We start from the raw sequence: 22,635 nt of genomic DNA on the forward strand, positions 1-22,635 counted from the left end.
CATATATTGCAGTTTGCTCGATTTTTTTGCCTGTTGTTTAGGGACTGTTTACCTGATGTTTACTTTACTTCAGTAAACTGTATGTAACTTAAGCTTCAGCATTAGAAGTCGAGAGGAGATCAGGAAATGTCTGAATATGTAATACATACACAGCAGCTAACTAGGCGTTTTGGAAAACGGGAAATTGTAAAACGAATAAATCTCCAGGTACCCGGACAGCAGATTTATGGATTTTTAGGACCTAATGGGGCGGGTAAAACAACCACGATTCGTATGCTACTTGGGCTGATTAAATCCACCTCCGGAGAAATTGAGATTTTCGGGAAAAAGCTAAAGGATCAACGTATGGAAATATTAAAGGATGTTGGCTCCTTGGTTGAATCACCTGCCTATTATGCCCATTTATCCGCATATCGAAATTTAGAAATCGTTACAACCATGCGTGGACTGCCGACCCGAAGAATTCATGAAGTGCTGGATTTAGTGAGATTAACCAAGGATGCGTATCGTCCGGTAAAAGGATATTCCTTGGGGATGCGACAAAGACTGGGGATTGCTATGGCGCTTATTGCCAACCCCAAATTGTTAATACTTGATGAACCGACGAATGGTTTGGACCCGTCTGGTATTCAGGAAATTCGGGAGTTAATTATGAGCCTCCCTGGCGCTTACGGAATGACGGTACTGGTTTCGAGCCATTTATTAAGCGAAATTGAGCAGATTGCAACCTATGTAGGAATTATTAATCAGGGTGAAATGATCTTCCAGGGAACGATGAAGGAACTCACCGCCAAAAGCAAGCCTCAATTATTCATTGAAACCCCAGATCCTGTTCTGGCTGCCGGTGCGCTGATTCAGCATGGGTGGACTGCTGAGGCTGAATCGATTGAACCAAAAGAGGTCGTGACTCCTATTGTAGATCGGCAACAATCTTCGGAGATGATCAAGGTGCTTGTGGAACACAATCATCCCATTTATCGGGTCACAGAGAAGAAAAAAACATTGGAGGAGATATTCCTGGAACTGACAGGTAAGGAGCGAAGCTTATGATACTCCGGGTTATAAAGGCAGAGGGGTTTAAGCTGAAGAAAATATGCTGGTGGATTCCTCTTATACAGGGGTGTGTACTTACAGGCATGACTGCCGTGGAATGGTATCTTTACTTTCGGCAAGGACCAGGAGGTGTCTACGCTGGTTTTGCCGTTATGTTTATGTTCCTTTCGTTTGTGATGCTGCTTGGCGGTACACTTTTGGCGAGCATTATGGCCGGTACAGAGCATGATACTCAAACATGGAAGCAGCTTATGGCCATGCCTGTTCCCAGAAGTTATATCTATTTATCCAAAATCGTATGGATCGTGATTCTGCAGTTGGGTACTGCCTTGATCACTGTAGCAGGTATGAGCCTCATCTGGGTGTTATATACAAATGAACCCATTCCTTGGCGGATCATGCTGTTACAGCCGATTAATGCAAGCTTGGCTACCCTACCAGTACTTGCAATTCAACTTTGGCTGTCTACGCTTTTCACTAATCAGGCATTCCCATTAGCGTTTGGTATATTCGGTTCTATTGCAAGCTTGTTTTTGGCACGCACAAGTATTCTGTGGATTAAAATATTGCCTTGGTCGTACCCTGCTCTATCAAGTCCTCTGATGAAGGAACACATGATGTGGGTGATCGTTGCTTTAATTGCAGGAGTCATCTTTACGGGACTTGGTACATTACAGTTTACCAAGCATGAATTCAAATAGAGAGGAGAAGATACATGGGCTCTATTTTACGCGTGGAGACAATAAAGCTTCAATGGATCATGGTATGGTTTCTCATTATATTGGATGCGGTCATAAATTCTTTAATGGGAGTCCTGGAACTGAATGATTTGAAGCAGTTTTTTTCGCCCAGTTGGTTAACTCTATATACTTATTCAGCGCAATTTCACTCTATGTTTTTTTATCCGCTCTATTGTGGAATTATCGCTTCTCTTTTGTGTACGTATGAGCATCGAGATGGAGGATGGAAGATTTTATTAAGCAGCCCGTATCCTCGTCAGCAAATTTATTATGCAAAATATATATTGCTCATTCTCATACTGGGTCTGGATCAGCTTATATTTATAGTAGGCTATTTTGTAAGTGGAAATATAATAGGTGCTCCAGGAGAAATCCCTTGGTCTGTCGTTCTTTCTACCGGTTTGGGAGGGTGGCTTGGGATTTTTCCCCTGGCAGCACTACAGCTTATGCTCTCGATAAAAATTCGGAATTTTGGCGCTTCTCTGGGAATGTCTATTTGTTGTGTGGTTCCTAATATTGTCATAACAGGCTTTCACTCTTCCATAGGTGCGTGGTTTCCTTTTACGATCCCTTATTATATTATGATGCCGCAAACAGCGACTTATGCACCCAGAGTTGAGCCTTACAGCCTCGGATTGATTGTCATTTTTACGTTTTTAGCCTATCTGTATGGTGGAAGAAAGATGTTTGTGAATAGGGGCTGGTTGTAGTTAATTTAAAGCGATTCCATCAGTTGACACGTTAATTGAAATAAACAATTGATTACAAAAATAACGACAAAATCTTGCGGAAAAATTGCGTTGTTGACTTTCAAATCAGATAGTAAAATATAGAAGAAAGAGCACTCCTTTTGGAAAAGATGTGAAAATGGAAAAGTTTTAAACAAATAATTATAGGATACTTTTAAGGGGTTGGGATATTGGAATACATATTGAATTGTAATAATATTACGAAAAAGTATGGTAGGAAAAAGGCTCTTGATTCGCTAACTCTTTCAATAAAGCCTGGAACTATCTTAGGACTTCTTGGTCCCAATGGAGCAGGGAAAACGACATTAATGAAACTCATCGTCTCTCTGCTTAGGGATTATAGAGGTGAGATTCGTATTAAAGGTTTAAAACCTAGCGTTGAAACGAAGAAGATCGTTTCTTATCTACCTGACAGAGAATTTCTTTATCAGTGGATGACCATTGAGGAAGCTATTACTTTTTTTGAACATTCTTTTGTTGATTTTAACCGTGATTTAGCATACAAAATGGTGAAATCATTGGGTTTAGATGTGGACGACAAAATTAAATCTTTATCTAAAGGAATGCAGGAAAGATTAAGTATTTCCTTGGCTTTTGCAAGAAAAGCCACCTTGTATGTTTTGGATGAACCTTTGGCAGCTGTGGATCCTTCTACGCGAGATAAAATTATACAAATTATACTTGATAATTTTGATCCGACTAGTGCGGTTATTATAAGTACTCACTTAATTAATGATGTAGAAAAATTATTTACTGATGTGGCATTTGTGAATGACGGAAAGATACTGTTACAAGGAAATGTAGAGGATATAAGAGACGAATATAAACAGTCCATAGAGGAAATATTCAAGTCTATGATCTAAGATGAGGGGGATTAATCTTGCAAATTTCATCTTACAACGAATATTTGCTATTAAACGATTCGGATGAGGAAAGTTATTTAATTTATAACAGCTTATCCAATGGATTCGGTGAAATACATAAAGATTTGTATAATGCCTTTATTCAAAAAGATATGGATTATCTTGAACATTGTGCAGAGAAAGAACAATTACTGCAAGGTCAATTCCTATATGTTGAGCCTACAAAAGAACTAGACCAGATGGAGAAACAATTCAAAATATTTAGACACCAAAATCAGACTTTGAATTTAACTATTTTGCCTACATATAGCTGCAATTTTAGGTGTTCTTATTGCTTTGAAAATTTGACGTCTAAATCAGGAAAGAGTTCTTTTTCTCAAAGAATACAGAATGCTATTCTGACTCATATAGAAAAGTCAATAGAAGAATTACATTTTAAACGCATCATTGTGAATTGGACAGGCGGTGAACCATTACTTGAATTTAAAAATATAACTAGTCTTATGGAACGTATGAACTTTATCGCTAATGAAAATAAAGTATCCATTGATCATTTTATGGTAAGTAATGGATATTTACTTACTCCTGATCGAGCTAAAAAATTGAAGGAATTAGGTGTTAAAAGGATTCAAATTACAATAGATGGATCAAAAAAAAGCCACGATCAAAGAAGAATTTTAGCTAATAAAGAGGGCACTTTTGATAAGGTAATGGATAATATTCAAAAATCATGTGAATTTATCCACATTACAATTCGAACAAATGTGGATTTAGATAATATTCATTTTATGAATGAGTATATGGAATATATGGGGAAACAACTTTTCAAAGAAAAGGTAAGCATTTATTTTTCAGCAACTACTGAATATAGTGCAGGGGGTTGCGTCAGCAACAGTAGTTGTTATGCAAATAAAGATTTTTCAAAGGTAATATTAAAGTTATACGAAAGTGCATTAGAAAAAGGATTGAATATATCTTACTATCCTCAGTATGAACCGGTTGCTTGCGCGGCAATCGCATCTAACTCTATGGTCATTCAGCCAGATGGAGGAATCCAGAAGTGTTGGAATACTGTTGGGAATAAGAACTATTTAATTGGGCATATTAGCGAAAATTTTAGTATTGAACAACTTAGTTCTAATAAATGGATGGATTATTCTCCTTACAAATATGAAAAATGTAGAAATTGTAATGTATTACCTTTATGTGGTGGAGGATGTGCTCAACAAGCATTTGAAAGTGAAGAGAAACAGCCTGTTTGTAGAGAATTTAAATATAATTTAGAGGAAATGCTTGCGTTTAACTTTCGCCATCAATAAATTTGGAAATCTAAATATAGCTACTAATTTATTTGAAAGGAGGTGAGTTGAATGCGGTGGATTGTAAAACCTCAAAAAGTAATGAACTCTGTAACTCCTGCGTTTTGTCTTGTAGATAACAAAAATTCTTGTGTCTTGTATGTTTAAAAAACTTCTGTATTACCGCCTGTTTTTTACTAAACAGGCGGCTATTTCATTGAAAAGGGGTTTAATATGTTATTTTCTCATATATTTAAAGTAGAAATCAAAAGACATTTTATGGTATTTGCAATTTTTACAATCTTAAGTGCTATATGTAGTCTTCATTTTTTAGTTAATAGCCATCAGCAATTAGCATTCTCTTATTTACTAGTCAATATGGTTATTGGAATATTAATCCCTATATACATATTCATGGATTTTTACAATGAGTTTTTTATAGGAAAAATGACACTTAATCATATGCTACCACTCAAAACATCAAGTCTCTTCTTTATTAAATCAATAGTATTTTTAATAGGAATAATGGTGGTATGGGGGGCAACCCTCATTGAGGTTTTCCTTAACCCGCAAGGGTTATACTTAACGCGCATTGTGCAGTCAACTAGTCCATCCGAAGGTGTTTTATATTTATTTTGTTCAAAGTTTTTTGGAATGTTAGGCGGGCTTTCATTGATGGGGTTTGCAATCTCTTTAGCAAAATGGGTGAGTAAAAAGGTGGCAACAGGTCACCTATTAATTTCCTTTATTTTTGTTGCAGTAATCGGCTTTCAATTTGCTTTAATTATAAAAGGATCTTGGCATTGGAGCATTGGAACATCATCACTGGAATCGTTTAAACAGTATGCCAATATGCTTACAATAAGTACTTTTTCCAATCAATCAACCTTTCCCGACATTAAAGAAACGATTCAATGGGATTCAGTTGTTAGGAATATAATTGTTACACTAATTGCAGGAAGTATGGCCGCATTACTATTTAATTCTAAAAGATATGAAATTTACGGTAAATAAATTGGCTTACATTCAGTAAGCCTTTATTTTTAGTTCTACTAGAAGGCAGGGGGATGATCGATATGAATACCATTGTAATCATAGAAAATCAATTGGCTTGGCAAAACAAACTCAAAGTATGGATTGAGCTGGAAAAGGACATGCATGCGTTATTTTTTAGATCGTATACTGATTTTATTGAAAAAGGCATATTTGAAGATTACCAACTTTTAATTTGCGATATAGAATTACTCAGCATAGGTGAACTGGAGCACATACACAGAAGATATAGACCAATAATAATAAGCATTTCAAACTATAAGTCCCCCAAAATAAAGCAGCTATTGAAACTGGGCATTTCAGGTTTTGTGTATAAGACAGCTACAACGGCACAATTGATGCGGACCATTCGTAATGCTTTAGATGGATTAGCTACGTTACCAATGGAATTACTTCAAAGCTTACATACCATTCCAGAATACGATGATATATTAATCAGTCCTAAGGAACGCTCAATTTTGGAAGGGTTAGCACTAGGAAAAAGCAACAAAGAGCTTGCAGCCCTTTTATATGTCAGCCAGAGGACAGTGGAATATCATTTGACACATATTTTTAATAAATTCAATGTTCACACAAGAACTGAAGCCGTAATGGCAGCTAAGTCTAAAGGAATGATTCATGTGTGAAATACCTTTTCTGGAGGCAGGGAAATGACTTTGTTTCTATTTAAGTATAAATATAAGTTATTTGTAGTCATTTTTATGATCAGTCTCGCTAGTTTGCTCGATATTTATCTAGCCTTTATATTCAAAAGTTTAATAGACACCGCCACATCGCAGGGGGAAAAGCAGTTTATTGGAATTGCCTTAGTTGCACTAGGCTTTATTGTGATTAACTCTCTCGTGAAAATGTTTTCCAATTTAATGCAATCTTCTTATCTCTGTAAGACAGTGTTGTTTTTAAAAGAAATTGTTTTTCGACATATTCTATATAAAAACCACTCTCAGTTTACTTCAAGCCATAGTGCAAAATATATTTCGATCATGAATAATGATATCAAAATGATTGAAGATGATTACTTAAAAAATATATTTTCTTTGACCAGTACAGGGGTTTCGTTTTTGGCAGCTCTTTTTGCTATGTTTGTTTTGAGTCCTAGTATTGTTGTTATATTGCTTATAATGACACTAATATCTATTTTTATACCACGTATTTTTGAAAAAAAAATCATAGCTGGAAAACGAAATATTGCAGATGCTTTAGAAAAATTTACGATAAAAATAAACGATATATTTTCTGGGTTTTCTGTTATTAAAAGCTATGGAGTAGAGCAACATGTGGAGCAGCAATTTCGTTTGAATAATATGGACGTAGAAAATAATAAGTATTTATTTTTTAAATTAAATGCTTATGTAAGCTCATTGAGCGATGCATTTGGAGGAGTAATGTTTATCTCTGTATTTCTTGTTGGCAGCTTTTTATCTATTCGAGGAGCTATTACACTAGGTACTATGATCGCTTGTGTACAATTGACCAATAAAGTTGTTAATCCAGTATATATGAGTATTCAATACATAACTCAAATTAGGGCATTGCGTGATATTTCGGCTAAAGTATTAGAGATTTTACACGAGGATCAGGATGGTATCGAATATATAAAAAAAACATCAATAGAACACTCTGTTCGTCTTACAAATGTGTGTTTTGGTTATGTTCAAGATCATTTAAATTTACATGATATTAACATGGTTTTAAATAAGGGGGGGAAATATGCCCTCGTGGGACCTAGTGGGTCTGGGAAGTCTACTTTGCTTAAGCTCCTAATGAAACAATATGATAATTATGGTGGAATTATTAATGTAGATGATCTGGATTTAAAGTTCATATCTGCTGAGGATTGGTGTCGGTTAGAATCGGTTGTGCAGCAAGACGTTTTTTTATTTGACAGCAGTATTAAAGAAAATATTACAATGTATCAATCGTTCCAAGATGAGGTTCTTTCCAACGTGATAAGAGCGTCTGGGCTTAATAAATTAATCGATAAATTACCTTATGGTTTGGACACACAGATTGGGGAAAATGGAGGGCTTCTATCAGGTGGAGAAAAACAAAGAGTTGCGATTGCCAGAACATTAATTAGGCAAACGCCGTTATTGCTCCTTGATGAAGTAACTTCATCCTTGGATAGTGAAACGGCGAATGCTATTGAAGAGGTGATACTAAGTCTTGAAACTATTACATGTTTGGTAGTAACGCATCGTTTGTCTAAACCTGCATTGCAGCAATATGACAAGATATTTGTTATGTCAGATGGAAGAGTGGTAGAAGAAGGTTCTTTTAATTATTTAATAGAGAATAAAGGTTATTTTTATCATTTATATAAATTTGTAAATGAAGCTTCAATAAATGAGGCACAACCTATTTACACTTGATTTCACTATAGTTAGTTCTCCCCCCCTATAAGATCTATCCCAACTATAACAGTCGAATTACAGCCATACTCACAATACCGACAACGACGGTAGCCAGCAGGTTTTTGCTCCACAAGGCGGTCACTAGCGTAGGAAAGACAGCCATCAGCACTTGCCCATTAAAAGTGACGGAGGTCTCGGTTCGGACGAGCAAATTTTCCATCACGAGGGCCGTGAATATGCAGATGGGAATATAGGAAAGCCATTGTAGCACTGGCTTGGGTAGCGCCAGCCTTTGCAGCACGACAAAGGGAATGATCCTTGGGATCGCCGTGACAATCATGGCACCGATAATGATATACAGGACATTGGGATTAATGTTCATTTGTCGGTTAACACTCCAATCGTTGCGGTGATCATGGTCGCTACAATGACAGCAATATGTGACGGCACCCACCAGGACAAAAGGTACATCAGAACAGCCATACATAGCACAAGCAGCAGACGATGCTTGAGTTTGGAGGTATGGACACTTTGGAGCTGGGAAATGAGTAGGGCAAGAAACATCGCAGGCAAGGCAAAATCCAGACCAAAAGCCTCCGGTCGAGAAATCCAGTTTCCGAGAATTCCTCCTGCCACACAGGATGCAATCCAGGCGAGATAAGCTGTAATATTAAGCCCGTTCATCCAGCGGTCACTGACCTGTCCGCCTTTAGCCAATTTATCCGACGCTACCCCAAAGGATTCGTCCGTCAAAAGAACGCCGATACCTATGTTTTTCCACAGTGAATATTTAGAAAAGTAAGGAGCCAACGATGCACTTAGCAGTAGATGGCGGGCATTCACAATGAATGTCGTTAAAATAATGACGGATGGAGGACTGGCTACAGTCAGCATGGAGCACATAATAAACTGGGAGGCTCCTGCGTATACAAGCGCCGACATCAGGGCAATTTCCATGGTGCTAACCCCTGACGAAGCGCCCACAATCCCTGCCGCGAACCCAATACATACATAACCAAGCAATGTAGGAATGCAATCTTTAACCCCTTGTAAAAAGCTGAGTGAATCATGCTTCGTTCCGCTCAACTCCGAAGCTATGGACATTTTAACCTTACCCCCCAGTGTATAAATTTTTTAATAGTATATAACGGAAGTCGTAAAGTATCAATATATTACACAATTGTATGTTATATTGGATAGTACCATAGCGAACACTAGTCTTATTATCCGTTCTCGGCTACACTCTTCTAATCAGAAAAATTACAGTCTAATAGAGTAGAATACAGGAGAATTGCCCTTGAAAAGCTGTTTGATTTACTATTGATAACCCAAGGAAGGCTATGTATTTACTAGAAAGCTTCGCTCGTGTTCCGGCTCCAGATGATTTGGCAGCAGCCAGTCATCCAAAAGCGGTGTTCAAATCGGATGTGTTCATACAAGGACTGTTTTGACTGAATGGGGAGTTCGTAAAAAAAAGGGCGTCCCAGTCAGTTCATGACTTATGGGACAACCCTAAGATGGTGACTTATATAAGCTCCTGCCGTTTTTTCAGATATCTGTAGAGAATAATTCCCGAGACCGCGCAGATGGCTGCGCATAGACCGATAACTCCATATCCCGCCTGAAGCCCGCGCAGCATGCCAAGCTCAGTAGTTGCGCCGTAGACTATCTTGACCCCTTCGATTACCCAGCCGATCACATAGTTGCCAATGACACTACCTATACCCATCAGCGTGACGACGAACGTAATAGCCGTATCACTGTCCTTCGGATATCTCCGTGCTATGAACGCCATCACGGTCGGATAGATCATTGCAATGCCTGCACCCGATACGGCAAAGAGAAACGCCAGTCTCTCCCCACCCGCGATTGCTGCGAACGTGCATATTGCTGAGAAGGCGGAGAATAGAATCGTCGAAAGCACAAACCCCATCCGGTCAGTGAGCGGACCAAGCAACAGGCGCCCCAACGAGAAGGTAAGAAAGAACGCTGAGAGCATGCTGGACGCCTTCACCGTGCTCCAAGAATACGCTTTCTCTAAGAAGTTGACCAGCCAGCCCCCAACTGCGAGCTCAGAGACTACTCCAAACGACAGAATCATTACCATCATCCAGAGTGCCGGATCGCGGGTTAGGGTCTTGAGTGAGGTCCGTTCCTCATGCTGTAGATCGTCTCCCGGGAAGGTGCTGAGCAGCGCGGCCACAATCGGCAGCAGGCAGAGCGACAACATAGCCAGATACATCCCCCGCCAGTCCAGCGTATGTCCAAATACCGTTAGTGACATGACTCCCGTCGCCAGCAAAGGGGCGACTGTTGAGCTGAGCCCATAGAAAAAGTGGGACAAATTCATCATCGTGCCGGTATTTTTCACAAAAATCCTCGCCCCCAAAATGGCGAGCGCAATCTCCAGCATGCCGTTCCCGATATACATCAAGAAGTAGGACGAAGCGAAGAAAGGATACGTGTGCGACAAATAGATGAACACTCCCGAGATGATCATGGAAGCAAAGGAAATGATGCTGACCGCCTTGATTCCCCACTTACGGACAAGAACGGCGGTGAACGAGCAGGCAATCAAATAACCAAGTGCGTTTAGAGACAACAATGTTCCGAGCTGCTGTTCATCCAGATTGAAGTCGAATTGAATGCGTGGAATGGCAGGGCCTTTAATATTTTCCGAGATGCCAAATACAATAAAGCCAATAAAAATTGTCGCCAGTTGCATCGTGTACATGTAACGGGACTTGCGGGTTTGCGGATTCAAATGTAGTCCCTCCTAGATAGTCAACGTTGGTTTTCTCACCTGTTGGGTGTTCAGGGACGGAAAAGTCATAGGATAGCAGCCCTCCTTCAGGATATTACAATAGTTTTCAAAAACGTTTTAATAAGTGAAGTTTAAGGACATTTATATTCAATGTCAAATGTTTTTATTGGCATGTTGAAGTTAACGAGGAACCTGACCATATTACAGTAAATTGTAGCATGCCTACTTCCCGTTTAAGCTTTGTATATACCTTGATCGGCTTCTATATATAGCGAACACACAGTCTTTTGTGTATTCTTCTTATATAGACTTTTGGATACAAGGAGGCATTGTCCGTGGATTCAATGCAGTATATTATTGGCTCTAATTTGGCTCAAATCAGGAAGACTAGAGGATTAAGTTTGGATAAGGTGGCTGAACTGACAGGGGTCAGCAAAGGGATGCTGGCTCAGATTGAGAAGGGGAAATCCAATCCTACGGTAACAACCCTTTGGAAAATTGCGAACGGTTTGCACGTATCCTTCTCCACCTTTCTTAAAGAAGACCCGCCGCAAATCACGAAGATTCGAAGGGAAGACCTGCATCCGGTTATTGATGAGGACGGTAACTATTTTGTTTACCCTGTATTCCCGTATCACGCTGAAAAGAAGTTTGAGGTGTTCACGGTAAGTCTGAAGCCAGGCTTTACACACCAGGCAGAGAAGCATCTGGGAGAGGAAACGATTCTCATGATCCGTGGGGAAATGTACTTTGAGATGCAGGGGCAACAGCTCAAGCTGAGTGCAGGGGATGCCGTGCAATTTCAAGTATCTGACATACATACCTACCGCAATGATTCGGATGAGGATGCCGATTTTTATGTATTGATTTATTATGCGGATTAGTGGGATGATTAGCATAGTCTAAAACAGGCTTCCACATCAGGATTTTGCAAAATCCTGAGATATAAATGAGAGCAACGAGGAAAAGAGAGGAAAGAACCCATGGAAAGCAAGTACATCCGAGAAACCTACTGCTTCAAGACATCCCGAGTATTTCCCAACGATATCAACAATCATAACACGCTCTTCGGTGGCCGATTGATGTCGTATATCGACGATATCGCATCTATTGCAGCTGCTAAGCTGTGTCGTACGAACACAGTTACAGCCTCTACGGATTCGGTGGATTTTTTGCTACCTATCCATCCGAGTGATTCTGTCACACTAGAAGCGTTCGTAACCTGGACAGGCCGCAGCTCGATGGAGGTGTTCGTAAAGGTAATCCGTGAAGGACTGATGACTGGCGACCGGAAAATCGCAGCTACCGCCTTCCTGACCTTTGTGGCATTGGACGAGAACAACCGTAAAGTGACCGTCCCGCAGGTGATTCCAGAAACAGAAGAGCAGTTACAATTGCACCAGACGGCTCCATCACGCGCAGCCATACGGCGTCAGCGGAGGGAAGAAAGCAAGCAGCTGGCTAGTTTTCTGACAACAGATTATCCGTGGGAACTGTAACGTACTAGAGATCATCAATTTCATCGTCTTATATAAAAAGGAGCCGTCTTTTCCGTTAGCAGTCACCATGATCTGCTCGGAATACGGCTCCTTTTGAAAATAACTTGAGCTATTCTACTTTAACTACACGGAAATGCTGATTCGTCCCGCCATTATCGCCCCATTGAATGGCTTTAGCTCCATCGGCGGTGGCGCCTTCAGAAATATCGATCAGTTTGCCAGTTGCCCGATTTTTCAGCTTGTAATAACCACCGGTTACGGATACTAATTGCCAGTGCTGACTGGACCAGCCTCCGTCGCTCCACTGCTCAATAACTGTACCATCTGTTGTGGTACCGCTTTCAACACCAATTAGCTTTCCGCTGTTGCGGTTCACAATTTTATAATATCCGCTGCCTGCATCCTTGAGTTGCCATTGCTGGCTTGCTGTTCCCGAATCTGTACGCTGTTCCAGGTCTGCGCCGTCCGTCGTTGCATTGCCAATAATGCTTAGTGGCTTATTGCTCTTGCGATTCACTAGCTGATAATAGGCATCCGGATCAATGGCAATTGGGGGCGTTGTTATCCCCTCGACCACACCACTGGCGGTGTCAATATTAATGCTGTCGTACCAATCCATGGCTAATGAAGTCGCTGTTGGAAAACGCAGTGGCAACCATACATATTGAGAATCCTGCACAGGACCGCTCCACGCACCCGCCCATCGGTCGCCCAAATACAGGTATGAAGTCGTCTGGGCCCCTTCAACAGGAATCACGTAAGCCGACTGTGAACCATAAGTCGTACCGTCCCCAAAGTTTATCGTATTACTCCAGGTTCCTTCAATGCTGGATGCGGTAGCGTACTTGGCCTGATTGGGATTCCAGCCGGTCGCCCCAGATGTAATCAGGAAGTAGACGTCTCCTTTTTTGAACATCGCCGGAGCTTCACGATATTGTCCTGGCCAAAGTGTAGTCACCAGCGATTCAACTTGCAGAAAATCCGGTTTCAGACGATAAATGTTCAGATCGGCGTTTACCCGGGTAGCCGAAATCAGATAAGCTGTACCGTTATCATTGTATACGGTCATATCGCGCGAATCGTAGTCCAGAGGACGGAAGCTGCCCTGATACGTGTAATTGCCGTCCACGGTATCGGAAGAAGCGACAGCCACGCGTGCCTCGTTGTAATTAACCCCATTCTCCTTATGCATCCATAATACGTATTTGCGTGTTTTTTCATTATAAATCACTTTCGGACGTTCAATATTTGAAACATTTAGCTCTTCAGCGGAACTGCTGGTCAATACGTTTTTACGAAACTCCCAGTTTTTTAAATCAGAGGAACGGTAGGCGGATACCGCCTTAAATGTGCCGTTGGGATTACGATTTTCACCAAACCAATAATAGTAACCATCTACTTTAATCATACCGCCCCCATGGGCATGGACCACGTTTCCATCTGTATCTTTAAACTGAATGCCATTCACAACATTCGCTGAAGCGGCTGAAGCGATCTTAGGTGAAAACATCTGAAAAATGCTCAACGTCAGCAAAATAGAGAGCATAATACACAGCAAGCGGGCAAAATCATATTTCATTGTTTCGTCCTCCTCTGTATGCTTTATTTTAAAGCGCTTTCATTAATGAGCTCTATAAAGTAGTTTTAATAGAGTTGCTTATCCCAATTGTATCCATATTGAATTGAAAGTGCTAGAGTAGTATATTGACCATGTACACGGCACACGCCATCCATATCTAACAGACTTCCATCGAACGGTGAGTGTTACAAACTGGCTGATATTCATTAGGTATATAGGAGGCGACCATGAAAATATACGCGATTGATACGAGCAAGCCGGAAGCTGAGGAGCATTACGAATTACTGGTACATCGGGTTTCACCAGAAAAGCAGCACAAGTTAGATCGTTTTTTACATCGGGAAGATGCTTTGAGGGGCTTATATGCCGATGTGCTGCTAAGATGGTTGGCTTGCCAGCAATTGAAGGTATCGAATGCCAGTCTTCAATTTACATACAATGCTTTTGGTAAGCCTTCCTTGATAAATGCACCCGCATTCCATTTTAATGTTTCTCACTCGGGGAAATGGGTGGTATGCGCTATTGATGATCATCCGCTTGGAATCGACATTGAGCAGCTTCGTCCTATTGATTTTGAGGTAGGTAGAGTGTGCTTTTCGAACACAGAGTATGATGCGTTAATGCGTCAGGATGCAGACAGCCGATTATCTTATTTTTACGATCTATGGACGCTTAAGGAAAGCTTTGTGAAGGCCGAAGGGCAGGGACTAACCCTGCCGTTAAAGTCTTTTTCATTCGAGTTGAAGGAACAACCGTTCATAGGCTTCACGACAGAGGGCTTTACCACCGAGTATTGTCATTTTAAACAGTATGAGCTGGATCAGGATTATAAAATGGCTGTCTGTGCAGCTCATGATCAATTTGCCCAGCAGGTACAGCAGATAGATATAAATACACTAAGCTTGGAAGTGGCAACACAGGCTTAATATGTAGTGGATATGCGTATAGTTGAAAAAGGAGATGAGTGGCGTTGACATTCGTTTTGTTCAAGCATGGCCGGTTGTATGGGAAGTGGGCTTCCAAAGGAGACTCCATCGTTGTACAGCAGGGTCGGATACAGGCCGTCGGATATGCTCGGGAGCTTGAATTGCAGTTGTCCGGTAAGGAATATGAAACCGTGGATTGGGAAGACGCCTATGTACTGCCAGGCTTAACCGATTCACATATGCATTTGTCTATGCATGGTATGAAGTTATCTATGCTCGATTTAACATCAGCTACCTCCAAGGACGAGATGCTGGCTATGCTACGCAAACGGGTCGCTGTAACACCGCCGGGAGAGTGGATTTTAGGACTTAACTGGAACGAAAATGCTTTTATTCCTGTTGAAATTCCGGATATATCCGAGCTGGATGCCATTACAGATCAGCATCCGGTATATCTCACTCGTACGTGCTTTCATACGTTTTTGGCCAATTCAGAGGCATTTCGGCGTGCGGGTATTAGCGAGGACACCCCTGACCCGGCTTCGGGAGCCTATGGACGAGACGCCAATGGACGGTTGAACGGTTTAATTTATGAGGAAGCCTCCTTTGCCTTTACTAGCGTGCAGCCAGAGCCGGATTATTCGGTTAAGAAGGACACGATTCGGCGGGCTTGCCTGGATGCGCTACGGCTTGGTCTGACTGCTGCACACACGGAAGATTTACGTTTTTTGGGCAGCGTGGAGACGATGCAGCGAATTTACAGGGAGCTGAGGGAAGAAGGTCTTGCTTTTCGTACACACCAGCTCATCTATCATCCATTTATGGAAGAAGCGAAGGTGCAGGGGCTGCGTGCAGGTACCGGAAATGAGTGGTATAAAATCGGTGCGATAAAAATGTTTGCTGATGGCGCCATTGGCGGAAGAACTGCGTTATTGTCTGAGCCATACAGTGATGCTCCACATACCTGCGGAATGGCGATTCAACCGCAGCCAGAGCTGAATCAGATGGTGGCAGCTGCCAGGACCGCAGGCTTTCCAGTGGCTGTACATGCTATAGGGGATGGGGCAGCGCACATGATTTTGACAGCGATGGAGGCCCATGCGCTCACGGAGGAAAGCGGTTTGCCAGATCGCCTGATCCATGGACAGGTGCTTAGGGGGGATTTGGTCAAGAGAATGGCGAAGCTGCCGCTGATTGCGGACATCCAGCCCCGTTTTGTCGCAAGTGACTTCCCTTGGGTACTGGATCGGGTGGGGAAAGAGCGGACCGAATATTTATATGCCTGGAAAAAGCTGCTGGAAGCAGGTATTCCATGTGCTGGAGGTAGTGACGCGCCGATTGAGCCGTTAAACCCTTTTCTTGGTATTCATGCGGCAGTGACTCGTGCCAAACCGGAAGAAATGCATGAGGGCTATCTTCCCGCTGAAAAGCTGAATGTACATGAAGCCATTCGTTTGTTTACCACGGGAAGCGCAGTAGCAGCCGGTGAGGCTGATGAAAGAGGCACGATAGCTGAAGGAAAGGCTGCTGATTTTACAGTCATTGACTATGATGTATCGGAAAGCCCGCAAGCTTTACTTGATGTTAAGGTACGGATGACAGTTGTAAACGGGAAAGTTGCATATCGGTCATAGGCCGGTGCTAAGTATGTATGCCAAAAGCCTTCAACTTCACTTTTCATGTGAGGTTGAAGGCTTTGTATTTTATAAACCACGCTGTATAAATCGGTCTGCGTTTTTTACACTGGACCACAGATCAGAGCTGGCTCCGCCCGCATACCAGTAGGCGAAGCCAGCAAACCCAGCATCCTGCCCCAAGCGATACTTACGAGTGAAGGATCGTCCTTCCTCTAGCCACAGCTTATGAAACTGCGTGTCTTTGTAAGACACGGTATACTGTTGAATATCCTCATTCCAGATTGGTTTGGAGACGGAACGGGATACGAGCTGGTTTTGCTGATCTAGTGAAATATCAGAGGAAGCGATTGACTTTCCGCTAGCGTTAAGCGTCCAGTTCCGCGTAAATAATGGCAACGCCAAAATCGCTTTCTCTGGATAGGTGGTTTGTACAAAACGCCGCACGCTTTCACGGAGCCATGGCAGTGAGGACACAGAGCCGGGGATCGAGCTGCCTCCCCAATGCTCGTCATATCCCATCAAAATCAGATAGTCTGCCGCAGCGCCAAGCTGCTTATAATCAAAGGCGGCAGTCCAGTCCGTTCCGTAATCAGGAGATACACAAATCGCCAGTACCGTATTCTGACTCTTCAACTTAGCTTTTAATTGTTGGACGAACAATGTTAAATTGGCACGATCCTGACCATCTACATTTTCAAAATCAATGATAAGTCCGTTCAAACCGTGTATAGATACAGCATTAGCAAGCTGAGTTATGGTTGTATTTCGTAGAACCTCACTGGACAGAATTTGGTGCGTCAGTGCCAGGTTGGAACGGTTGCCTACCATCGCCCAGATATTTTTATGATGCTGTTTGGCCCAGGTAAGCAGCGATGAATTGGTATAATCGCTGATAATACCTGTTTCATTCAGAAAAAACCAACGTGGTGACAGGGTGTTGATGTTGGATTGGAGCACCGTATTTTCAAACTGCTGAACGGTTTGATCATATTGCCAGCCTATTCGTATGGAAGAAGCGGTGGAAGCAGTTTGGTTAGCATGTTTTGTTGAATACGTAAGCAGTCGCTCCAGTAAGACCGCTGTTTCTTCACGGGTCAGAGAGGATGCAGGACGAAAATAGTTACTTTCACCTTTCATAAAGCCGTAACGATTTACGGTGATTACCGCATCAAGAGCCCAATCTGCAATTTCATCAGTATCTGTGAAGGAGGCAGTAGCACCTCCTGATCCGCCCGAAGAGCGGATGAGACGTGCGATCATCAAAGCCGCTTCTTGACGGGTTATAGGACTATTAGGTTGGAATGTGGCAGACGCTCCCCCCTGAACGATATTGAGCTGCGAAGCCGCTTCAATCCATCCATAGTACCACGTCTTTTTGGCAACATCTCGGTAGGAGGGAACGGGTGCTTGTACAGGCTCCAGACCGAGTGTACGGTCCAGTGCGGTAACCCATTCGGCTCTGGTAACAGCCTTTTTAGGAGAGAAGTAACCAGGTCGTGTACCGTTCAAAATTCCTTTAGCGTGCAGGGAAATAATAGACTGATAGGCATAGCTGTGTGCAATATCTTGGAACGTAGCGCCGGATGCTGCTGCTGGAGCAGCTAAGTATGAAGTGAATGTTGTGAATATTGTGATGGCTGCCGTTGCTGATAGGGTGAGCTTGGTTAACCAACGTGATCGTTTGGAACTCATACCAAATAACCTTCTTTTTTATGATAGATTGTAGATTCATAGTTCGTTACTCGACGAATAATACTATCAAAAAGAGGAAAGTTATTCATTGCTAAATTGCTGGAAAAATACCAAAAAACCCGCTACCTATGCGGCAACGGGTCTAATATTGGATAAACTATGCTTTTTTGGCATACATAATACCGATAGTCTGTGGACCACAATGACTGGAAATGACACAGCCTGCTGTAGTTAGCAATACCTCTTGTGCGTTTGTTTCTTCTTTCAAGCGAGCTTGCAGCATCAGCGCATCTTCCTCGGCCAAAGCGTGCACGACAATAATGATATCGTTATCCATCTGATCTCGTTGATTTAAAGCGTTTTGCAGCATCTGATCCAGTGCTTTTTCACGTTTGCCGCGGACTTTGTAGGCTGGCGTCATTTTTCCGTCAATTACTTTGATCACCGGACGAATTTTGAGCAGACTGCCGATCAGATTTTGCATGCCTGAGCATCTTCCGCCTTTATACAGATATTCAAGTGTATCGATGACAAATTCCGTGTCTATTAACGGCCTGGTTTTCGTCAACATGTCTACAATCTGCTCTATCGTATTGCCGTTGGCTGCCGCACGAGCAGCTTTCATCACAAGCAGGCCAAAGCCGCACGACAAATTCAAGGAATCAAAAACCGTAATGCGGCCTTCCGGAAATTCGGAGGCAGCGAGTAGCGCATTCTGGTACGTCGATGATAGCTCGGAAGACAGACTGATATATAAAATGTCGTCCCCTTGTTCTATGTAGGGCGCAAAGGCTTGAATAAAATCCGACGGAGAAGGTGCGGCGGTACGTGGTAAATGTCCCTCGCGACTTACATGTTGAAATAATTGTTCCGGCTGAATGTTCACCCCATCCTGCAATGCTTCATCACCAAATACCGTATACAAAGGTACAATGCTAATCTCGTATTGTTGACGCCAGTAAGTAGGAATATCACTGGTACTGTCGGCAAAAATTTTAATTTTGTTCATACATTGAATCCTCTCTGTGTGATGCAGAAAAATTATAAAGATTGCACGGAGGAAGGATAGATATCCGCTGTGCTATTCGGAACGGAAAGACCGATGGCAAGAAGTGCAATAAAGCCCACAATAATAAGTGCATTAATGATTAAGCCTGTAATAGCAAAGGTTTTCTTACGATTTTTTAACGCAATTCCAATGATACCGACGACAAGTCCGCTACAATTCAGCAACAGGCTGCCTAAAAAAATAAAAGGAAGCAATACCGTTCCGGTTTGCTGTAGAGCGACTTCCGGGTTCATCGTCTGGTATTGGCCGAAATGAGCCAGTAGATTAATAACCATAATAGCCAGAATAATATATCCGATCAGACTGACAAGCGACATAATAAAAGAAGCAATTCCGGGACCGGAATGTTTGAGCTTGACCGGAGGCTGGAACACAGGAGATTCTGAAAAAACAGGGTGCTCCTCAGGCGCAGCAGGCTTTTGCAAATTAGGATCTTGGTTACTCATTTTTTCCACTCCTTGAACATAGTCCGAACAGGTACTAATTTTCCACAAAATAAACAAAAAAGCAAGCCATCCTGCACATTACCCTTCAAAAGACAGGGTCTAATCATCCAATTCTGTATGCGGTCTGTTCACACACGCTGGCTGGTAAACTTCATACGGTTTCGATAAAATAAGAAGAACATTCGGCTAAAAGGATGAGATGAAAAGGAGTACACAAACATGCAACGAAAATGGATATTTGTGGGATCTATAATGATGATGTTGGCGGTAGCCATTGGAGCGTTCGGGGCACATATTGTGAAAGCCCGGATCGACGCGGATGCTTTGGCCGTGTATGAAACAGGTGTGAAATATCATATGATTCACGCTGTCGGTTTGCTGATCATTGCGTTGGCTGCTGGACAGTGGGGGCCTTCCAATCGTCTAAGATGGGCAGCGCGTCTGTTATTGACGGGTATCATTTTGTTTTCTGGTAGCCTGTATGTGCTTAGTCTGACCGGAATCCGTGTGCTGGGGGCTATCACCCCTCTAGGAGGCGTGTGTTTTATTGCAGGATGGATATTGCTGGCATGGGCTGCCATGGGTCTGAAGAAAGAGGATTAGAGTTCTTTTCGGATAATGTAAAAAAAAAGAGAATGGGCAAGAAAGACGCCATGTTTTTCCTGACCGTTCTCTTTTTTCATGCTTCGTTTTTTTGTGAAGTATTTACATTTACGATGTGATTTCATCGATCTCATTCATTTTAAAGGAGTACACTTGCTTCTCATCTACATGATACACACTCAGCAGGCTATTATCATGGTCCAGATTGAGGATGCGGCAAGGAATGCTGCGCTGTCCACCATAGCGGTTTACGATTAACCGTACAAGCGTATTATCATGTATATAGCGTTTGATCCATTCATACGTACTAAGGTCTTGTTGTGTTGCAGGCTTTGGCTGTACGTGGGATTGTTTGATCTCTTGAACGACTGGTGGCTTGTTCGTACTTGCGGCTGATTTCTTTTTAGAGAATTTTTCCGCGAGCGTAGCGGCTGCATCAGATGGGCTATTTACGGCTGACTGTTTTTTTAGGTACAGTGCAGCTTCAATTAAATTGCCAAGTTCGATACCGGATTGAATCCGGCTATCCGCAATGTGTTCGTTTTGGCTCAAGAGATTAAGCAGGAACTGAAGGGCCTCTACATTCGAACGGCCTTTAACTAATACATCTACATTAAATAAATAACTGGTTTCGTCTTGATTTGATTCCTTTTTCATACATCCTCCAGCCCAAGCCATGGGTAATTAGTCTTTTATAGTACCTATCAATATATCATTAAAATGTAATCTATCATAGTGCCTAAGGCCCTGTTGTTGGATATTAACAAAAATAAAATCTATATAAAGCTCTATGTGTAAAATTTTAATGGAGTACACTGGAATTGTACATTTTTTGCATGTGTATACGAATGAGGACAGTATGTGAGCATCGGATATAGATAAGCAAAGACAGAGTTACATATACAGAGAATAAAGGAGGTAGTGGGTGAAATCAAGTAGTTTAAATTTTAAATATATTACAGTGGTAAAGTATAACTAATGAGTATTATTGATCCAGAAGAAAAGTGAAATCCCCCTTAACGAAAGGGGGACTGGGCATATTAAAAACATGATATATTATAGTAAGCGCAATTAAAGCGAATTTTATTTTCGATCAAAAGGGGATTCGTTGTGATCGAATAAGGTAGTCATGTTCGACTGTCCAATTCACAAGACCACCCCAGAAATCTTCACAGGCTGAAATGATCTTCGCTGGTTCAGCTAAATCTCCAGACATAGCCAACTTAACTACATGATCAAATCCTTCTGGACGACTCGGCAGTTCCAGCGCCTCCGGTAGAACCATTGAACCCGTTGAGAAGAGCTTCTGATTGTGTAACCCAACTAACATAGCCCCATATTGGGCAAACTGCATTACCAAGTACGGTAAGTAGGTATGAGGACCATTTATACGGATATTTCTAAGCTTTCCTATAAACTCGTACATTTCACCTACAAGCACTTCGTTGATGGCATGCCTGAAATCTTCCTTTGTTGGGGATTCGGCCGCTTCCTTTAATATAGAAAAAAAGTCTTCAGGATCATACAGACGAAGTGGGGAAAAGAAGGGGCCATGTGTCAACGGCCAATCGCCCTCAACAGTAGAGGCAATTTTAAGAAGAATGTTTGTCTCTGTATACTTCATGTAACCTCGCAGCTATATCGTGGCAAGTCTGAAGTCTCTCACTTCGAGAAATGTTGACAGGTCCATTCATGTCCATTAGTGACCTCCCTCTGTTTCCTACGGTCTAAGTGACTTGTCCAATTTACGGATTCGCCATTCAGCGTGGGTTTAATTTCACTTGTGAGCCCTTGCCGCTCGTCTGGATTCCAGTTTCCTTCAATCCGGCTTCCTTCAGATCGACCAGTAGCCGCTCTAGTACCGCTTTGGCTACGGGGGCTTCTTTTGCTCCAGACGCTTTAACGACCAACTGCACCGGTTTGCCGGAACGCAGATGTTTGTCTGCCTGACGCAGCTTCGTATCGTAATCATGTTCCTCAATATGAGCAGTGAAGCGAAGCTCCTTGATCTTTTCTTTGCCGCTGTTTTTTGCGGCTCGGCCGACATTTTTGCTTGCTGCGGCTTCTTTTTGCGCCAGCGCTTTTCCTTTGCCCTTCGCGACCAAGCTACAGGGCGGTGGACTGCTCATCAGTGAGGTGCAGACCAGGTCCACCCCTTTGGATCGGGCCATAGCCAAGGCTTCTGACTTGGAGACAACGCCGAGCTTCTCCCCTGCGAGTCCAGTGAGTACCACTTCGTCAGCTTTAATTTGCTCGTTGATTAATACTGCCACGTAAATGAAGCCTCCCTTAAACAATGATAAAGCTATC

The 22,635-nt window shown here is 42.3% G+C and carries 22 protein-coding genes and 1 pseudogene; 13 read left to right on the forward strand and 10 right to left on the reverse strand.

The annotated features are described in order from the left end of the window. The first annotated feature begins 126 nt into the window (after window positions 1-126). From NSQ68_RS07765 to NSQ68_RS07800, 8 genes are all read left to right on the forward strand, one after another. Complete coding sequence (locus NSQ68_RS07765; protein WP_342428484.1) at window positions 127-1,050, forward strand: ABC transporter ATP-binding protein; 924 nt, start codon at window positions 127-129, stop codon at window positions 1,048-1,050. Further along, the gene (locus tag NSQ68_RS07770) at window positions 1,047-1,754 is read left to right on the forward strand and encodes an ABC transporter permease (protein ID WP_342428485.1); all 708 of its coding nucleotides are present in this window, start codon (window positions 1,047-1,049) and stop codon (window positions 1,752-1,754) included. The genes NSQ68_RS07765 and NSQ68_RS07770 overlap by 4 nt, the downstream gene beginning before the upstream one ends. A 14-nt stretch (window positions 1,755-1,768) precedes the next feature. Further along, a complete protein-coding gene (locus tag NSQ68_RS07775; protein ID WP_342428486.1) occupies window positions 1,769-2,503 on the forward strand; it encodes an ABC transporter permease in 735 nt (244 codons plus the stop codon). A gap of 209 nt (window positions 2,504-2,712) precedes the next feature. Further along, entirely contained in the window at window positions 2,713-3,405 is a 693-nt protein-coding gene (locus tag NSQ68_RS07780) for an ABC transporter ATP-binding protein (RefSeq protein WP_342428487.1), read from the forward strand. Window positions 3,406-3,422: 17 nt separating this feature from the next. Then, window positions 3,423-4,724, forward strand: a complete 1,302-nt coding sequence (locus NSQ68_RS07785; protein WP_342428488.1) for a radical SAM protein — start codon at window positions 3,423-3,425, stop codon at window positions 4,722-4,724. A gap of 213 nt (window positions 4,725-4,937) precedes the next feature. Continuing rightward, window positions 4,938-5,717: a hypothetical protein gene (locus NSQ68_RS07790; RefSeq protein ID WP_342428489.1), complete on the forward strand. Its 780-nt coding sequence runs from the start codon at window positions 4,938-4,940 to the stop codon at window positions 5,715-5,717. Window positions 5,718-5,779: 62 nt separating this feature from the next. Continuing rightward, entirely contained in the window at window positions 5,780-6,382 is a 603-nt protein-coding gene (locus tag NSQ68_RS07795) for a response regulator transcription factor (RefSeq protein WP_342428490.1), read from the forward strand. Between the two features lie 24 nt (window positions 6,383-6,406). Then, window positions 6,407-8,128 carry an ABC transporter ATP-binding protein gene (locus NSQ68_RS07800; protein WP_342428491.1) on the forward strand — a complete coding sequence of 574 codons (1,722 nt, stop codon included), beginning with the start codon at window positions 6,407-6,409 and terminating at the stop codon, window positions 8,126-8,128. A 43-nt stretch (window positions 8,129-8,171) separates the two neighbouring features. On the opposite strand, the gene NSQ68_RS07805 is transcribed toward NSQ68_RS07800, so the two are convergent. From NSQ68_RS07805 to NSQ68_RS07815, 3 genes are all read right to left on the reverse strand, one after another. Next, entirely contained in the window at window positions 8,172-8,492 is a 321-nt protein-coding gene (locus NSQ68_RS07805; protein ID WP_342428492.1) for an AzlD domain-containing protein, read from the reverse strand. Next, complete coding sequence (locus tag NSQ68_RS07810; protein ID WP_342428493.1) at window positions 8,489-9,214, reverse strand: AzlC family ABC transporter permease; 726 nt, start codon at window positions 9,212-9,214, stop codon at window positions 8,489-8,491. Before NSQ68_RS07810 ends, NSQ68_RS07805 begins: the two co-directional genes overlap by 4 nt. Before the next feature lie 421 nt (window positions 9,215-9,635). Then, window positions 9,636-10,874, reverse strand: a complete 1,239-nt coding sequence (locus tag NSQ68_RS07815) for an MFS transporter (RefSeq protein WP_029516543.1) — start codon at window positions 10,872-10,874, stop codon at window positions 9,636-9,638. A 335-nt stretch (window positions 10,875-11,209) separates the two neighbouring features. Here NSQ68_RS07815 and NSQ68_RS07820 point away from each other — a divergent pair, with 335 nt between their 5' ends. Both NSQ68_RS07820 and NSQ68_RS07825 read left to right on the forward strand, forming a co-directional pair. Further along, window positions 11,210-11,758: a helix-turn-helix domain-containing protein gene (locus NSQ68_RS07820; protein ID WP_029516544.1), complete on the forward strand. Its 549-nt coding sequence runs from the start codon at window positions 11,210-11,212 to the stop codon at window positions 11,756-11,758. Between the two features lie 99 nt (window positions 11,759-11,857). Then, window positions 11,858-12,373 (forward strand): acyl-CoA thioesterase, encoded by a 516-nt coding sequence (locus tag NSQ68_RS07825; protein ID WP_013309488.1) that lies wholly within the window; start codon window positions 11,858-11,860, stop codon window positions 12,371-12,373. Window positions 12,374-12,482: 109 nt separating this feature from the next. Here the strand turns inward: NSQ68_RS07825 and NSQ68_RS07830 are convergent, their stop codons facing one another. Continuing rightward, window positions 12,483-13,952, reverse strand: a complete 1,470-nt coding sequence (locus tag NSQ68_RS07830) for an RICIN domain-containing protein (RefSeq protein WP_342428494.1) — start codon at window positions 13,950-13,952, stop codon at window positions 12,483-12,485. Between the two features lie 227 nt (window positions 13,953-14,179). On the opposite strand from NSQ68_RS07830, the gene NSQ68_RS07835 reads away from it, so the two are divergent. Both NSQ68_RS07835 and NSQ68_RS07840 read left to right on the forward strand, forming a co-directional pair. Then, window positions 14,180-14,878, forward strand: a complete 699-nt coding sequence (locus tag NSQ68_RS07835) for a 4'-phosphopantetheinyl transferase superfamily protein (RefSeq protein WP_342428495.1) — start codon at window positions 14,180-14,182, stop codon at window positions 14,876-14,878. A gap of 44 nt (window positions 14,879-14,922) precedes the next feature. Next, window positions 14,923-16,512: an amidohydrolase gene (locus NSQ68_RS07840; protein ID WP_342428496.1), complete on the forward strand. Its 1,590-nt coding sequence runs from the start codon at window positions 14,923-14,925 to the stop codon at window positions 16,510-16,512. A 69-nt stretch (window positions 16,513-16,581) separates the two neighbouring features. Here the strand turns inward: NSQ68_RS07840 and NSQ68_RS07845 are convergent, their stop codons facing one another. The 3 genes from NSQ68_RS07845 to NSQ68_RS07855 all read right to left on the reverse strand — a co-directional run bounded on the left by NSQ68_RS07845 (window position 16,582) and on the right by NSQ68_RS07855 (window position 19,722). Then, window positions 16,582-18,207, reverse strand: a complete 1,626-nt coding sequence (locus NSQ68_RS07845) for an S-layer homology domain-containing protein (RefSeq protein ID WP_342428497.1) — start codon at window positions 18,205-18,207, stop codon at window positions 16,582-16,584. 157 nt (window positions 18,208-18,364) lie between these two features. Continuing rightward, complete coding sequence (locus tag NSQ68_RS07850) at window positions 18,365-19,216, reverse strand: DegV family protein (protein ID WP_342428498.1); 852 nt, start codon at window positions 19,214-19,216, stop codon at window positions 18,365-18,367. 32 nt (window positions 19,217-19,248) lie between these two features. Then, window positions 19,249-19,722, reverse strand: a complete 474-nt coding sequence (locus NSQ68_RS07855; RefSeq protein WP_342428499.1) for a hypothetical protein — start codon at window positions 19,720-19,722, stop codon at window positions 19,249-19,251. 219 nt (window positions 19,723-19,941) lie between these two features. On the opposite strand from NSQ68_RS07855, the gene NSQ68_RS07860 reads away from it, so the two are divergent. Continuing rightward, complete coding sequence (locus NSQ68_RS07860) at window positions 19,942-20,325, forward strand: DUF423 domain-containing protein (protein WP_025723972.1); 384 nt, start codon at window positions 19,942-19,944, stop codon at window positions 20,323-20,325. Window positions 20,326-20,433: 108 nt separating this feature from the next. Here NSQ68_RS07860 and NSQ68_RS07865 read toward each other — a convergent pair whose 3' ends face one another. The 3 genes and pseudogenes from NSQ68_RS07865 to infC form a co-directional block, all read right to left on the reverse strand. Beyond that, complete coding sequence (locus NSQ68_RS07865) at window positions 20,434-20,982, reverse strand: hypothetical protein (RefSeq protein WP_307349101.1); 549 nt, start codon at window positions 20,980-20,982, stop codon at window positions 20,434-20,436. A 436-nt stretch (window positions 20,983-21,418) separates the two neighbouring features. Continuing rightward, window positions 21,419-22,025, reverse strand: a pseudogene (locus tag NSQ68_RS07870) (kanamycin nucleotidyltransferase C-terminal domain-containing protein). A gap of 60 nt (window positions 22,026-22,085) precedes the next feature. Further along, window positions 22,086-22,598 (reverse strand): translation initiation factor IF-3, encoded by a 513-nt coding sequence (gene infC, locus NSQ68_RS07875; RefSeq protein ID WP_342428500.1) that lies wholly within the window; start codon window positions 22,596-22,598, stop codon window positions 22,086-22,088. Window positions 22,599-22,635 lie beyond the last annotated feature (37 nt).

This window comes from Paenibacillus sp. FSL L8-0158 (genome assembly GCF_038592965.1).
GTDB lineage: Bacteria > Bacillota > Bacilli > Paenibacillales > Paenibacillaceae > Paenibacillus > Paenibacillus polymyxa_D.